The organism is Micromonospora fulviviridis, from assembly GCF_014648395.1.
GTDB classification, from domain to species: Bacteria; Actinomycetota; Actinomycetes; order Mycobacteriales; family Micromonosporaceae; genus Micromonospora; species Micromonospora fulviviridis.
Window position 1 is genome coordinate 47,926 of the sequence record NZ_BMRA01000007.1, and the last position, 14,018, is coordinate 61,943.

At 72.4% G+C, this 14,018-nt stretch carries 12 protein-coding genes; 7 read left to right on the forward strand and 5 right to left on the reverse strand.

Features of this window, described 5'->3' with window-relative positions; genetic code table 11:
- Positions 1–22: 22 nt before the first annotated feature.
- Positions 23–676 (reverse strand): TetR/AcrR family transcriptional regulator, encoded by a 654-nt coding sequence (locus IEY96_RS19475; RefSeq protein WP_189196241.1) that lies wholly within the window; start codon positions 674–676, stop codon positions 23–25.
- Between the two features lie 237 nt (positions 677–913).
- Here IEY96_RS19475 and IEY96_RS19480 point away from each other — a divergent pair, with 237 nt between their 5' ends.
- The gene (locus tag IEY96_RS19480; RefSeq protein ID WP_189196242.1) at positions 914–2,086 is read left to right on the forward strand and encodes an acyl-CoA dehydrogenase family protein; all 1,173 of its coding nucleotides are present in this window, start codon (positions 914–916) and stop codon (positions 2,084–2,086) included.
- Between the two features lie 45 nt (positions 2,087–2,131).
- On the opposite strand, the gene IEY96_RS19485 is transcribed toward IEY96_RS19480, so the two are convergent.
- Positions 2,132–3,169: an aminotransferase class V-fold PLP-dependent enzyme gene (locus tag IEY96_RS19485; RefSeq protein ID WP_189196243.1), complete on the reverse strand. Its 1,038-nt coding sequence runs from the start codon at positions 3,167–3,169 to the stop codon at positions 2,132–2,134.
- A 124-nt stretch (positions 3,170–3,293) separates the two neighbouring features.
- Positions 3,294–4,685 carry a cation:dicarboxylate symporter family transporter gene (locus IEY96_RS19490; protein WP_189196244.1) on the reverse strand — a complete coding sequence of 464 codons (1,392 nt, stop codon included), beginning with the start codon at positions 4,683–4,685 and terminating at the stop codon, positions 3,294–3,296.
- Between the two features lie 134 nt (positions 4,686–4,819).
- Between IEY96_RS19490 and IEY96_RS19495 the strand changes: the two genes are divergently transcribed.
- From IEY96_RS19495 to IEY96_RS19505, 3 genes are all read left to right on the forward strand, one after another.
- Positions 4,820–6,406: an ATP-binding protein gene (locus IEY96_RS19495; protein ID WP_189196245.1), complete on the forward strand. Its 1,587-nt coding sequence runs from the start codon at positions 4,820–4,822 to the stop codon at positions 6,404–6,406.
- Complete coding sequence (locus IEY96_RS19500; RefSeq protein ID WP_189196246.1) at positions 6,403–7,083, forward strand: response regulator; 681 nt, start codon at positions 6,403–6,405, stop codon at positions 7,081–7,083. Before IEY96_RS19495 ends, IEY96_RS19500 begins: the two co-directional genes overlap by 4 nt.
- A 106-nt stretch (positions 7,084–7,189) precedes the next feature.
- Entirely contained in the window at positions 7,190–7,531 is a 342-nt protein-coding gene (locus tag IEY96_RS19505; RefSeq protein WP_189196247.1) for an NIPSNAP family protein, read from the forward strand.
- A 19-nt stretch (positions 7,532–7,550) separates the two neighbouring features.
- Here the strand turns inward: IEY96_RS19505 and dnaE are convergent, their stop codons facing one another.
- Positions 7,551–11,087, reverse strand: coding sequence for a DNA polymerase III subunit alpha (gene dnaE / locus IEY96_RS19510; RefSeq protein ID WP_189196248.1), 3,537 nt, complete (start codon positions 11,085–11,087; stop codon positions 7,551–7,553).
- 186 nt (positions 11,088–11,273) lie between these two features.
- Here dnaE and IEY96_RS19515 point away from each other — a divergent pair, with 186 nt between their 5' ends.
- Both IEY96_RS19515 and IEY96_RS19520 read left to right on the forward strand, forming a co-directional pair.
- Positions 11,274–11,615: a PadR family transcriptional regulator gene (locus IEY96_RS19515; RefSeq protein ID WP_189196249.1), complete on the forward strand. Its 342-nt coding sequence runs from the start codon at positions 11,274–11,276 to the stop codon at positions 11,613–11,615.
- On the forward strand, positions 11,612–12,556 hold the full coding sequence (locus tag IEY96_RS19520) for a permease prefix domain 1-containing protein (RefSeq protein ID WP_189196250.1): 945 nt from the start codon (positions 11,612–11,614) through the stop codon (positions 12,554–12,556). Before IEY96_RS19515 ends, IEY96_RS19520 begins: the two co-directional genes overlap by 4 nt.
- 62 nt (positions 12,557–12,618) lie before the next feature.
- Here the strand turns inward: IEY96_RS19520 and IEY96_RS19525 are convergent, their stop codons facing one another.
- Positions 12,619–13,188, reverse strand: a complete 570-nt coding sequence (locus IEY96_RS19525; protein ID WP_189196251.1) for a GNAT family N-acetyltransferase — start codon at positions 13,186–13,188, stop codon at positions 12,619–12,621.
- 170 nt (positions 13,189–13,358) lie between these two features.
- Between IEY96_RS19525 and IEY96_RS19530 the strand changes: the two genes are divergently transcribed.
- Positions 13,359–13,898, forward strand: coding sequence for an RNA polymerase sigma factor (locus IEY96_RS19530; RefSeq protein ID WP_189196252.1), 540 nt, complete (start codon positions 13,359–13,361; stop codon positions 13,896–13,898).
- Positions 13,899–14,018 lie beyond the last annotated feature (120 nt).

Below are 14,018 nucleotides of genomic sequence, written 5' to 3' on the forward strand. Positions count from 1 at the left end.
ACTAGCAGTGGGAGTTTTGACGCTACCCCGGACCGCTGCCGCGTTCCAGAGGGGCCACGGTCCGGGCGTACTCGGCGGCGAGGCCGTGCAGCAACGCGTCCAGGCCGAGGGTGAACGCGCCCTCGTCGACGCTGTGCTGGTGGCCGCGCAGCCGGTGGGCCTGGTTGAGGTGCGGGTGGGCCGCGTACAACTCCGGGTCCTCCACGAAGCCGCGGGCGAACGAGCCGAGCGCCGACCCGGCCACGAAGTAACGCAGCGCGGCGCCGATGTGCGTGGCCCGGGCCGGCGGCCAACCCGCCCGCACCAGCGCGCCGTAGACGGCGTCGGCCATGGCCAGCGCGGCCGGCCGGCGTCCCGGCCCCTGCGCCAGGTAGGGGACGATGTTCGGGTGCGCGGCCAGCGCCTCTCGGTAGGACCGGGCCCAGCGGCGCAGCGCCTCGACCCAGTCGTACCGGTCGAAGACGCTGACGTCGACGGACGCCGTGACGCTGTCGGCCACCGCGTCGAGGATCTCGTCCTTCGTGGCGAAGTGGTTGTAGAGCGAGGGGCCCTGCACGCCGAGCGCGGCGGCCAGCCGGCGGGTGGAGAGCGCGCCGAGGCCGTCGGCGTCGATCAGCGCGAGCGCGGTCTCGACGATCCGGTCCCGGTTGAGCAGGGCCTGGCGGGGACGCGGCACCTCAGCCCACCCACGCCGGGCCGACGCCTCCGCCGAGCACCCCTCGTCGGTCGAATTCCGCCACTCCGCCTCCCCCGTCGGAAACACCTGCTCACGCACCCTAGCCGGGGCACGGCGGCGGAGCCTCACCGCGACGGCCGGAGGAGGGGTCTGGACGGATGAAAACTTACACCGCTAGTTTAAGGGCGACCGCCGCCGCCCGCGGCGGTCCACCGCCACGCCGACCGAGGGAGCATCGTGGACTTCGCACTGTCCGACGAGGAACGGGCCGTCCGGGACACCGTGCGCGCCTTCGTCACCCGCGAGGTGCTGCCGCTGGAGCAGGAGGTGCTGCGCCGCGAGCGCGCCCACCAGCCCGGCCTGGACCGCTCCGAGCTGCGCGAGTTGCAGCTCAAGGCGAAGAAGTTCGGCTTCTGGGGCCTGGCCACCCCCGAGGAGTACGGCGGGATGGACCTGCCCGCGGTGCTCCAGTCGCTGATCTGGACCGAGCTGGGCCGCTCCTTCGTGCCGTTCCGCTTCGGCGGCGAGGCGGACAACATCCTGTTCCACGCCAGCGAGGAGCAGAAGCGCGAGTTCCTCCTCCCCACCATCGAGGGCGAACGGATCTCCTGCTTCGCGATCACCGAACCGGGCGCCGGCTCGGACGCGGCGAACATCAAGCTGCGCGCCCGCCGCGACGGCGACGACTGGGTCCTCGACGGCGAGAAGACGTTCATCACCAACGGCAACGACGCCGACTTCGCCATCGTGGTGGCGGTGACCGACCCGGAGAAGGGCGCCCGCAACGGTGGCGCGACCGCGTTCCTCGTGGACCGGGCGATGGGCTGGCGGTCGGAGTTCATCCAGACCATGGGCGAGGGCGGCCCCGCGTCGCTGATCTTCGACGGCGTACGCGTGCCGCACCGCAACATCCTCGGCGAGATCGGCCAGGGCTTCACGCTGGGCATGGAGTGGATCGGCAAGGGCCGGTACACCATCCCCTCGCACGCCATCGGCATCGCCGAGCGGGCCCTGCAGATGGCCATCGACCACGCCAACACCCGGGAGACCTTCGGCGCGAAGATCGGCACCAACCAGGCGATCCAGTGGATGATCGCCGACTCGGAGACCGAACTGGAGGCGGCCCGCTGGCTGGTGCTGCGGTCGGCGTGGACGGTCGACCAGGGCCTGGACCCCCGGCACGCCTCGTCGATGGGCAAGCTCTACGGCGCCGGCATGGTCAACCGGGTGGTCGACCGGGTGCTCCAGATCCACGGCGGGATGGGCTACACCCGGGAACTGCCGATCGAGCGCTGGTACCGGCAGGTCCGGCTGTACCGGATCTTCGAGGGCACCGACGAGATGCAGCGGCTGATCATCTCCCGCGACCTGCTGCGCGGCTACACGAAGATCGGCGGCCACCTGGCCTGAGACGGCGGGGCTCCCACCCGGTCGGGGTGGGAGCCGCCCGCCGCCTCAGCCGGTCAGCGCCGCCAGGGCCAGGTCGACGTCGTCCTCGGTCGTGTAGAGGTGGAACGCGGCACGGACCCGTCCGGCGCGGACGGCCGCCCGCACCCCGGCCCGGGCCAGCTTCTCCTGCGCGCCCGGCACCTCGACGGCGACGATCGCGCTGTCGCCGGGCGGCCGGCCCAGCCCGGCGAGGAACCGGTTGGCCAGCGCCACGTCGTGGGCGTGCACGGCCGGCAGCCCGATCTCGGCGAGCAGTTCCAGGGCGGGCGCCGCCCCGACGTAGCTGAACCAGGCCGGCGAGATGTCGAAACGCCGGGCGTCGTCGGCCAGCCGCAGCGGCGGGCCGTAGTAGGAGGCGTGCGGGTCGGCGCCCGCGTACCAGCCGGCGGCGTCGGGACGCAGCCGCTCGCGCAGCGCCGGGGCCAGGTAGCCGAAGGCCGCGCCGCGCGGCGCCATCAACCACTTGTACGCGGCCACCGCCACCACGTCGGCCAGCCCGGCGTCGAAGGGCAGCCAGCCGGCGGCCTGGGTGGCGTCCACCGCGACGAGGGCGCCGTGCGCGCGGGCCGCCGCGACGATCGTCTCGTACGGGGCCACCGCGCCGTCGGCGGACTGCACGAGGCTGAACGCGACCAGGTCGGTGTCGGCGTCGATCGCTTCGACCAGGCCGGCCAGCGGCACCGTGCGGACCCGGACGCCCCGCTCCTGCTGCACCAGCCAGGGGAACAGGTTGGAGGTGAACTCCACCTCCGGTACGACCACCGTGGCGCCGGCCGGCAGCGCCGCGGCCACCGGGGCGAGCAGTTGCGAGGCGGTGCTGCCGATCGTCACGTCCGCCGGGGCCACCCCGACCAGCCGGGCGAACCCGGCGCGGGCCCGTTCGGCGGCGACGCCCCAGCCCTCCCACGAGATCCGGCCCACCCGCCAGTCCGCCAGGGCGTCCTGCAACGCCTGCCAGGCCGGCTCGGGCGGCAGCCCGTAACTGGCGGTGTTCAACCAGCCGGGCTCCGGCTGCCACAACTTCTGCGCCTGCTCCACGTCCATGCCACCGACGCTAACGATCATCACCGGCCAGCGGGACGGCCAATCCCCGTCCTGTGGTCCCCGCCGGCACGCCGACCAGGGCCCGCCGGACGGGTGGTCCGGCGGGCCTGGCTGGGCGGTCGGGTCAGGCCGGCGCGTCGGCCGGGGTGGCCGAACGCGGCGCCGGGACCGACTCGGGGGCCTCGTCGGCCGGCTCGTCGTCGTCGAGCATGGTGGCCTCGTCGAACGGGCGCTGGCCGCTGAGGACGGCCCGGGCCTGGTCCCGGTCGAACTCGCCGGTCCAGGTGCCGACCAGCACGGTGGCCACCGCGTTGCCGGCGAAGTTGGTCAGCGCCCGGGCCTCGGACATGAACCGGTCGATGCCGACGATCAACCCGACGCCGTCGACCAGGTCCGGCCGGTGGGACTGGAGGCCGCCGGCCAGGGTGGCCAGGCCGGCGCCGGTCACGCCGGCGGCGCCCTTCGAGGCGATGATCATGAAGGCCAGCAGGCCGATCTGCTCGCCGATCGCCATCGGCTTGCCGAGCGCGTCGGCGATGAACAGCGCCGCCATGGTCAGGTAGATGGCGGTGCCGTCGAGGTTGAAGGAGTAGCCGGTGGGCACCGTGATGCCGACGACCGGCCTGCTGACACCGAAGTGCTCCATCTTGGCGATCAGCCGCGGCAGCGCCGACTCCGACGACGAGGTGGACAGGATCAGCAGGAACTCCCGGCCCAGGTAACGCAGCAGGGAGAAGATCGAGACGCCCGACACCAGCCGCAGCAGCGCGCCGAGCACCACGATCACGAAGATCAGGCAGGTGGCGTAGAAGCCCAGCATGATCTGGGCCAGGCTGGTGAGCGCGTCCACGCCGGTCGCGCCCACCACCGCGGCGATCGCGCCGAAGGCGCCGATCGGGGCCACCCACATGATCATCGCCAGCACCTTGAAGACGAGGCGCTGGATCACCTCGACGGCACGCAGCACCGGCTCACCACGCCGGCCCATGGCCTGGACGGCGAAGCCGACCAGCAGGGCCACGAGCAGGGTCTGGAGCACCGAGCCCTCGGTCAGCGCGGAGAACAGCGAGGTCGGGATGATGCCGAGCAAAAACTCGACGGTGTCGCCGCTCTCGCCACCGGCGACGGACTTGCCCGCGTCGGCCACCTCCGGGCCGAGGTTCAGGCCCGAGCCGGGGTGGATGATGTTGCCGACCACCAGGCCGATGGCCAGTGCCACCGTCGACATGACCAGGAAGTAGCCGAGCGCGAGGCCGCCGACCTTGCCGACCCTGGCCGCCTGCCGGACGGACCCGACGCCGAGGACGATCGTGCAGAAGATGACCGGGCTGATCATCATCTTGATGAGGTTCACGAAGCCGGTGCCGAGCGGCTTCAACTCCTTGCCGACCTCGGGCGCGGCGAGGCCGACCAGGATGCCGGCGAGGACGGCCACGATGACCGCCAGATAGAGGTATCGGGTCCGGTCCCGGCGGGCGGGCCGGGCGGCCGCGGGGGTGGGTGTGGTGGTGTCCATGCCGACAATGTGACGCCGGTCTCAGCACAGGGCACGCTTGCGTTCATTCTGTTCACCCCTGCGACTCGGGGCCGAAACCGGACCGGGCGGGTGCGCCAGACTTGCGGGACGACCGGGGCGGGAGGAGGGGATCGGTGGCCCGACGGCAGTGGAGCATCGCGGGGCAGCTCTTCGCCCTCCAGGCGGTGGTGGTGACGCTGCTCGTGCTGGCCGGCGCGGCCGGCGCCGTCTGGCTGGCCCGCAGCGACTCCCAACAGGCCGCGAAGGACGAGGTGCTGGCCGTGGCGCAGGCCGTCGCCGGCTCCCCCAACGTCCGCGCGGCCCTCACCACCGCCGACCCGCCGGCCACCCTCCAGCCGTACGCGGAGGCCACCCGGGTCGCCACCGGAACGGACTTCGTGGTGGTGATGGCCCCGGACCGGACCCGCTACTCGCACCCGAACCCGGAGCTCATCGGGCAGCCGTTCATCGGCGACATCGGTCCGGCGCTCTCCGGCGAGCCGTTCACGATCACCAACGTCGGCACGCTCGGCGAGTCGGTGCGCGCGGTCGTCCCCGTCTACGACGACGAGCACCGGATCATCGGGCTGGTCTCGGTGGGCATCACCACCCGGGCGATCAACCGGAAGCTGCTCGGCCAGGTGCCGGTGCTGCTCGGCGCCGCCGCACCCGCCCTCGCCCTCGCGGCCACCGGGTCCTGGCTGCTCAGCCGCCGGCTCCGCCGGCAGACCCACGGCCTCGGACCGGGCGAGATGACCCGGATGTACGAGTACTACGACGCGGTCCTGCACTCCGTCCGCGAGGGGCTGCTGGTGCTGACCCGGGACCGCCGGGTGGCGCTGGTCAACGACGAGGGCCGCCGCCTGCTCGGGCTGGCCGACGACGCGGCCGTGATCGACCGGCCGGTCAGCGGGATCGACCTGCCCCCGGCCGTGGCCGATCTGCTCGGCTCCGGCCGGGACGCGCACGACGAGCCGGTCCTGGCCGGCGACCGGGTGCTGGTGGCCAACCAGCGCACCACCCGCTTCGAGGGAGCGGTGCTCGGCACCGTGCTGACCCTGCGCGACCAGACCGAGCTGCGCAACCTGGCCAGCGAGCTGGACTCGGTCCGTGCCCTCACCGAGGCGCTGCAGGCGCAGACCCACGAGTCGGCGAACCGGCTGCACACCGTGCTCACCCTGGTGGAGCTGGGCCGCACCGACGAGGCGGTCCGCCTGGCCACCCGCGACCTCGCGCTCGCCCAGCAGCTCACCGACCGGGTGGTCGGGGCGGTGACCGAGCCGGCGCTGGCCGCCCTGCTGCTCGGCAAGTCGGCGCAGGCCGGCGAGCGCGGCGTGGACCTCGTGATCGAGCCGGACTGCCGGCTCGACGACAGCCCGCTGCCCACCACCGACCTGCTCACCGTGGTCGGCAACCTGGTCGACAACGCCCTCGAGGCGGTGGCCGGCGCACCGGCGCCGCGCCGGGTCCGGGTCTTCGTCGGCACGGTCGACGACGAACTGGTGGTCCGGGTCGGCGACAGCGGCCCCGGACTGGAGCCGGACCGCGTGGCGGACGCGTTCCGGCGCGGGTGGTCCACCAAGAGCGCCGGCCGGGGGCTGGGTCTCGCGCTGGTCGGGCAGGTGGTCCGCCGGCACGGCGGCGCCGCCGAGGTGGCCCGCACCGACGCCGGGGAGACCGTGTTCACCGTCCGGTTGCCGGTCCCGGGGGTGGCCCGATGAGCGACATCCGGGTGCTGGTGGTCGAGGACGAGCCGCTGCTGGCCGAGGCGCACAAGGCGTACACCGAACGGGTCCCCGGCTTCGTGGTGGTCGGGGTGGCGCACACCGCGCGGGACGCGATGGCGGCGCTGCGCCAGCGCGGCGGCACGGACGTGGACCTGGTCCTGCTCGACTTCCGCCTGCCCGACCTGCACGGCCTTGACGTGTGCCGGGCCCTGCGGGCGGCGGGCAGCAGCGTCGACGTGCTGGCGGTGACCTCGGCTCGGGACCTGGCCGTGGTCCGCACCGCGGTGTCCCTCGGGGTGACCCATTACCTGCTCAAGCCGTTCACCTTCGCCGCGTTCCGCGACAAGCTGGAGCGGTACGCCGAGTACCGGCGGCAGGCCCTCGCCGACGGCGAGGTGGCCGCCCAGCACGAGGTGGACCGGATGTTCGCCACCCTGCGCGGGGCGACGCGGCACACCCTGCCCAAGGGCCTGGACGAGCACACCCTGCACACCGTGCTGGCCGCCCTCGGCGACGGCGGGCTGTCCGCCACCGAGGTCGGGCAGCGCACCGGGATCTCCCGGGTGACCGCCCGGCGCTACCTGGAGTACCTGGTCTCCGTCGACCGCGCGGTCCGCGCGCCCCGCTACGGGACGCCGGGCCGCCCCGAGATGGAGTACCGGCCGACCTGACCCGCCCTGCCCGGGCGACGGACGCGGGTGACCGGACCGCAGGGCTGGATCCGGTGGTGCAGGATCACGACGGACAGCAGCCGTGCATCCACTCCGGAGGTCGTCGATGTTTCTCGAGATCCGCACCTATCGCCTGCAGCCCGGCACGATCGACGAGTTCGTCCGGGTGATGAGGGAGGAAGCCGCGCCGCTGCTCGGCCGCTTCGGCATCCGGGTGGTGGCCGCCGGGGCGTCCCTGGCACGGGAGGACGGCCACGAGGAGGCGTACCTGATCCGGGGTTTCCCGTCCCTGGCGGTGCGGGACGAGCAGGAGGCGGCCTTCTACGGCAGCGACGCCTGGCGCGACGGCCCCCGCGACGCGATCCTGTCGCGCATCGAGAGCTACCACACGGTCGTGCTGGAGACCTCCGAAGCCGCCGCGGACGTGCTGGGCGGCCACCGGCCCTGAACCGCCCGTCCGCGGCGGTTCAGCTCACGTTGGCCGGGCCGAGGACGCTCTTCAGGTCGCCCATGAGCGCCGTGGTGGCGGCCACCCGGAACGGGCCGAGGCGCAGCGTGGTGACCTTGCCGCCGTTGAGCAGCTTGACGTGCACCTCGGTGTCGCCCGGGTGCAGCACCAGGGTCTCCTTGAGCTTCTCCACGAGCGGCGGCGTGCAGCGGTGCACCGGGATGGTGAGGGTGACCGGCTTGTTCGCCGGGTTGCTGCTGATGTCCGGCATGGACATGTCCATCGCCATGATCCGCGGGGTGTCGTCGCGGCGGTCGACCCGCCCCTTCACCACGACGATGGCGTCCTCGGCGATGTACTGCCCGATCACCTCGTAGGTGTTGGGGAAGAAGAGGGTCTCCACCCCACCGGCCAGGTCCTCCAGGGTGGCCGAGGCCCAGGCCCGGCCCTGCTTGGTGACCCGGCGCTGCACGCCGGAGAGGATGCCGGCCAGGGTGACCACCGCGCCGTCGGGCACGGTGCCCTCCTCGGAGAGGGCGGCGATGGTGGTGTCCGCCGCCGCGCCGAGCACGTGTTCCAGGCCGAAGAGCGGGTGGTCGGAGACGTAGAGGCCGAGCATCTCGCGCTCGAAGGCGAGCTTGTCCCGCTTGTCCCACTCGCTCTCGCCGATGACCGGCATGACCGTGGTGCTGCCCGCGCCGCTGTCCACGTCGCCGAAGCCGGCGCCGAACAGGTCGTACTGGCCGACGGCCTCCTTGCGCTTGACGTCGGCGTACGCGTCGATGGCGTCGGCGTGCACGGCGAGCAGACCCTTGCGGGTGTGCTTCAGCGAGTCGAAGGCGCCCGCCTTGATCAGCGATTCGATGGTCTTCTTGTTGCAGGCCACCGCGTCCACCTTGGACAGAAAGTCGTAGAAGTCGGCGTAATCGCCCTTCTCCTCCCGGCACCGCATGATCGCCGCCACCACGTTCGCGCCGACGTTGCGCACCGCGGCCAGCCCGAACCGGATGTCCTCGCCGACCGGAGTGAACGGCCCGGCCGAGGTGTTGACGTCCGGCGGGAGGACCTGGATGCGCATCCGGCGGCACTCGGAGAGGTAGAGCGCCATCTTGTCCTTGTCGTCGCCGACGGAGGTGAGCAGCGCCGCCATGTACTCGGCCGGGTAGTGCGCCTTGAGGTACGCGGTCCAGTACGACACCAGGCCGTACGCGGCGGAGTGCGCCTTGTTGAACGCGTAGCCGGCGAACGGGACGAGGACGTCCCACACCGCCTGGATGGCCTCGTCGGAGTAGCCGCGCTCGCGGCAGCCGTCCCGGAACGGGATGAACTCCTTGTCGAGGATCTCCTTCTTCTTCTTGCCCATCGCCCGGCGCAGCAGGTCGGCCTGGCCGAGGGTGTAGCCGGCGAGGATCTGCGCGGCGCGCTGCACCTGCTCCTGGTAGACGATGAGGCCGTAGGTGGGGGCGAGGATCTCGCGCAGCGGCTCCTCCAGCTCCGGGTGGATCGGCGTGATCTCCTGGAGGCCGTTCTTGCGCAGCGCGTAGTTGGTGTGCGAGTCCACGCCCATGGGGCCGGGCCGATAGAGCGCCAGCACGGCGGAGATGTCCTCGAAGTTGTCCGGCTTCATGAGCCGCAGCAGCGAGCGCATCGGCCCGCCGTCGAGCTGGAACACGCCCAGGGTGTCGCCGCGGGCGAGCAGTTCGTAGGCGGCCTTGTCATCCAGCGGCAGGCCCAGCAGGTCCAGCTCCGTGCCGTGGTTGAGCTGGATGTTCTTGACCGCGTCGTCGATGATCGTGAGGTTGCGCAGGCCGAGGAAGTCCATCTTCAGCAGCCCGAGCGACTCGCAGGTCGGGTAGTCGAACTGCGTGATGATGACGCCGTCGGCGTCCCGCCGCATCAGCGGGATGTGCTCGATGATCGGCTCGGCGGACATGATGACGCCGGCGGCGTGCACGCCGGTCTGCCGGATCAGGCCCTCGATGCCCTTCGCGGTCTCGATGACCTTCTTGACGTCCGGGTCGGACTCGTAGAGGCCGCGGATCTCGCCCGCCTCGGCGTAGCGCGGGTGCTTCGGGTCGAAGATGCCGGAGAGCGGGATGTCCTTGCCCATCACCGCCGGCGGCATCGCCTTGGTGATCCGGTCGCCCACCGCGTACGGGTAGCCGAGCACCCGCGCCGAGTCCTTGATCGCGGCCTTCGCCTTGATGGTGCCGAAGGTGGCGATCTGCGCGACCTTGTCCTCGCCCCACTTGTCGGTGACGTACCGGATCACCTCACCGCGCCGGCGCTCGTCGAAGTCGATGTCGACATCGGGCATCGAGATGCGCTCGGGGTTGAGGAACCGCTCGAAGATCAGGCCGTGCGGGATCGGGTCCAGGTCGGTGATGCCCAGGGCGTACGCGACCAGCGAGCCGGCGGCCGAGCCACGGCCCGGGCCGACCGCGATGCCCTGGCTCTTCGCCCACTGGATGAAGTCGGCGACCACGAGGAAGTAGGACGGGAAGCCCATCTGGATGATGACGCCCAGCTCGTACTCCGCCTGGACGACGTGGCCCTCGGGGATGCCGTTCGGGAAGCGGCGGGTCAGCCCGGCGAAGGTCTCCTTGCGGAACCAGGACTCCTCGGTCTCGCCCTCCGGGATCGGGAACCGCGGCATCAGGTTGTGGAACTCGAACATCCCGGCCGGGTCGACCTTCTCGGCGACCAGCAGGGTGTTGCGGCAGCCCTGCTGCCACAGCTCGGACGAGTCGACCGCGCGCATCTGCTCGGCCGACTTGACGAAGTAGCCGCCACCCTCGAAGCGGAACCGGTTGGGGTCGGCGACGTTGCTGCCGGTCTGCACGCAGAGCAGCACGTCGTGCGCCTCGGCCTGCGCCTCGTGGGTGTAGTGCGAGTCGTTGGTGACCACCGGCGGGATGTCGAGCTTGCGGGCGATCTCGGTGAGCCCGTCCCGGACCCGGCGCTCGATGTCGAGGCCGTGGTCCATGATCTCCAGGAAGTAGTTGTCCTTGCCGAAGATGTCCTGGTAGGCGGCGGCGACCTTGAGCGCCTCGTCGAACTGGCCGAGCCGCAGCCGGGTCTGCACCGCGCCGGAGGGGCAGCCCGTGGTGGCCATGATGCCCTCGGCATGCTCGGCGATCAGCTCCATGTCCATCCGGGGCCACTTGACGTAGTGGCCCTCCATGGAGGCGCGCGAGTTGAGCTTGAAGAGGTTGTGCAGGCCGTCCCGGTTCGCCGCCCACATGGTCATGTGGGTGATCGCGCCGTTACCGGAGACGTCGTCGCTCTTCTGCTCCGGGCGGCCCCACTTGACCCGCTGCTTGTGGAAGCGCGACTCCGGCGCCACGTACGCCTCGACGCCGAGGATCGGCTTCACCCCGGCGGCCATGGCCTGCTTGTAGAAGTCGTTCGCGCCGTGCATGTTGCCGTGGTCGGTGATCGCCACCGCCGGCATGCCGAGCCGCGCGGCCTCGGCGAAGAGGTCCTTGAGCCGGGCCGCCCCGTCGAGCATCGAGTACTCGGTGTGTACGTGCAGATGCGCGAACGAATCGCCCATGCGTGGCGCCCCCCGGGGTGTGGATCAAGGCTGCGTCGGAGTCGACCGACCCACCCTACCGAGGCGATCTGGCCGGCTCCACCGTCCGCGCCGAGGGTGGCCCGGGTCTCTCCGTCCCGATGGTACGGGCGCACACGATGCTGTGCCACTTGCACATACTGTGTGGCACACACTATCGTGTCAAGCATGGTCAGCGACGAGGTCCTCCGAACCCATCTACAGGAGCTACGGCGCGGCACCGTCGTGGTGGCCAGCCTGGTCGCCCTGCGCCAGCCCGACTACGGCTACGCGTTGCTGCAACGGCTGGCCGCGCACGGCTTTCCGGTCGACGCCAACACCCTCTATCCCCTGCTCCGGCGGCTGGAGGAGCAGGGGCTGCTGACCAGCGAGTGGAACACCGAGGAGAGCCGGCCGCGCAAGTTCTACCGCACCAGTGACGACGGCGAAGCGGTGCTGGGCCGCCTCCTCGACGACCTGACCGCGGTGCAGATGTCCGTCACCCAGCTGATCGAAGGAGTGGGACGATGAGCTCCCTGACCGACCGTTACCTCGCGGCCACCCTGCGGGCCGTGCCGCAGCAGCGCCGGGCGGAGCTCGCCGACGAGCTGCGCGCCTCCATCGAGGACATGATCGAGGACCGGACCGCCGGCGGGCAGGGCCGCGGCGCGGCCGAACGGGAGGTGCTCACCGAGCTGGGCAACCCCGAGCAGCTCGCCGCCCGCTACACCGACCGTCGCCTCCAGCTCATCGGCCCGCGCTACTTCCTGGTCTGGTGGCGCGTCCTGCGGACGCTGCTCACCTTCATCCCGGCGATCGTCGGCGTGGTGACCGGCGTGGTCAAGGCGACGGTCGGCGGCGAACCGGGCGCGGCCATCGGCGCCGGCGTCGCGAGCGGGTTGCAGACGGCCGTGCAGATCGCCTTCTGGGTCACCCTGTGCTTCGCCGTGCTGGAGCGCACCAACACCTCGCTGAACCTGCCCGAGTGGACGGTCGACCAGCTGCCCGAGGAGACCCGGGAGCGGCAGATCACCCTGGTCGACAGCTGCGCCTCGATCGTGTTCCTGCTCGTCGCCGTCGCGTTCCTGCCCTGGCAGCACTTCCAGCCCTGGCTGTCCGGGGACGGTTCCCGGCTGCCGATGATCGACCCGGCGCTCTGGAGCTTCTGGCTGCCGGCGCTGATCGTGGTGCTGGTCGCCAGCATGGGCCTGGAGATCGCGAAGTACCGGGCCGGCCGGTGGACCTGGCCGCTGGTCGCGGCCAACGCCGTGCTCAACCTGGCGTTCGCGGCGCCGCTGGTCTGGCTGCTGCTCACCGACCGGCTGCTCAACCCGGCGCTGATCGAGCGGTTCGCCTGGCTGCGCGAGGGCGGCGCGGAGGACGTGGCCCAGGTGGCCGTCGTGGTGACCGCCGTGGTCGTGGTCTGGGACGTGATCGACAGCGCGGTCAAGGCCCGCAAGGCCGCCGCCTGACCACCGCCGGTCCGGCGCGCCCTCCCGACCGGGGAGCGCGCCGGACCGGCGTACGGCCGGGCTCAGACGCGCGCCGCCAGCGCCCGCCACTCCCTGGCGAGCAGGGCGTACACGGCCTCGTCGGTCCACTCGCCCTTGACGTACTCGTTCTCCCGCAGGTGCGCCTCCCGGCGCATGCCGAGGCGCTCCAGCACCCGGGCCGAGGCGGTGTTGCGGGCGTCCAGCCGGCCGACGATCCGGTGCAGCCCGAGGCCGTCGAAGCCGAGCCGCAGCATCTCCCGGGCCGCCTCCGTGACGTACCCCCGGCCGGTGTGGTCCGGGTGGGCGACATAGCCGATCTCGCCCTGCCGGTGCTCGCCGCTGGTCCAGCTGAGCAGCACGTCGCCGACGAACTCGCCGGTCTCCGGCAGGACGACGGCCAGGTTGAGCACGTCCCCCGGCGCGCGCAACGCCGTGCGCCGCACCATCCGGTCCACCGCCGCCCGGGCGGCCGCGTCGTCGTAGGGCTCGTGGTACAGGAACCGGCAGACCTCGGGCCGGCCGCGGTAGTCGCGAAGCACGGCCAGGTCGTCGGGGGTGAAGGCGCGCAGCAGCAGGCGGTCCGTGCGCAGCGGCAGGTCGGGGACGAGCATGCCGGCAGGGTACGGGCGCGGCGGCCGGCCGGTCAGCCGAGTTTCCCCGGTGACGCCGTCGAGACGGCCGCCGGGGTCCGTTGCGTCGGCTGCCGGACTCGTCCGGGGCGTCCGGGCGGCGGCGGGCATAGCCTGGAGGCCCGGCCCACCGGCGAGCACTGGACGAGCTGATGTCTCTCCCGGACGGTACCGACGAGCTGGCCCGGTCGGCCGCGCGCGGCGACCGCGACGCGCTCGACGCGCTGCTGGTCGCCGTGCGGCCCGAGGTGCTGCGCCAGTGCGCCCGGCTGCTGCCCCACCGTCAGGACGCCGAGGAGGCCTGCCAGGACGCGCTGCTGGCACTGGCCCGCGGGATCACCCGGTTCGAGGAGCGGTCGTCGTTCCACACCTGGCTGTACCGGCTCACCGCCAACCGGGCGCGCTCCACCTACCGGGTGCTGCGCCGGCGCTGGCAGCTAGAGGCCGACGGCGTGCCGCTGCCCGACCCGCCCGACCCTCGGCGGACCAGCGTGGTGGCAGGCACCCGGCTCGACCTCCTCGACGCGCTCGACGCGGTCCCGCCCGACCTCGCCGAGGCGGTGACGCTGCGGGACGTGCTCGGGCTGAGCTACCGCGAGATCGCCGGCCTGCTCGACCTGCCGGAGGGGACCGTCAAGTCCCGGATCCACGAGGCCCGCCGGCAGGTGCGGCGGCGGATGTCCGATGGCTGAGCCTCCCCGCCGGCTCGCCGCCGCCCTCGCCGCCCTCGCCGTCCTCGCCGGGGTGCCGGCCTGCGCCGACCGCCCGGTCTCGCCCCTGCCGGTGCGACCGCCGACCCCGGCGGACCGCAC

Bases quoted from the DNA above. Each gene is read 5' to 3' on its own strand.
- IEY96_RS19485 (WP_189196243.1), bottom strand. From the start codon at position 3,169: ATGGACGTGGAGCAGGCGCAGAAGTTGTGGCAGCCGGAGCCCGGCTGG.
- IEY96_RS19490 (WP_189196244.1), bottom strand. From the start codon at position 4,685: ATGGACACCACCACACCCACCCCCGCGGCCGCCCGGCCCGCCCGCCGG.
- IEY96_RS19500 (WP_189196246.1), top strand. From the start codon at position 6,403: ATGAGCGACATCCGGGTGCTGGTGGTCGAGGACGAGCCGCTGCTGGCC.
- IEY96_RS19505 (WP_189196247.1), top strand. From the start codon at position 7,190: ATGTTTCTCGAGATCCGCACCTATCGCCTGCAGCCCGGCACGATCGAC.
- dnaE (WP_189196248.1), bottom strand. From the start codon at position 11,087: ATGGGCGATTCGTTCGCGCATCTGCACGTACACACCGAGTACTCGATG.
- IEY96_RS19515 (WP_189196249.1), top strand. From the start codon at position 11,274: ATGGTCAGCGACGAGGTCCTCCGAACCCATCTACAGGAGCTACGGCGC.
- IEY96_RS19520 (WP_189196250.1), top strand. From the start codon at position 11,612: ATGAGCTCCCTGACCGACCGTTACCTCGCGGCCACCCTGCGGGCCGTG.
- IEY96_RS19525 (WP_189196251.1), bottom strand. From the start codon at position 13,188: ATGCTCGTCCCCGACCTGCCGCTGCGCACGGACCGCCTGCTGCTGCGC.
- IEY96_RS19530 (WP_189196252.1), top strand. From the start codon at position 13,359: ATGTCTCTCCCGGACGGTACCGACGAGCTGGCCCGGTCGGCCGCGCGC.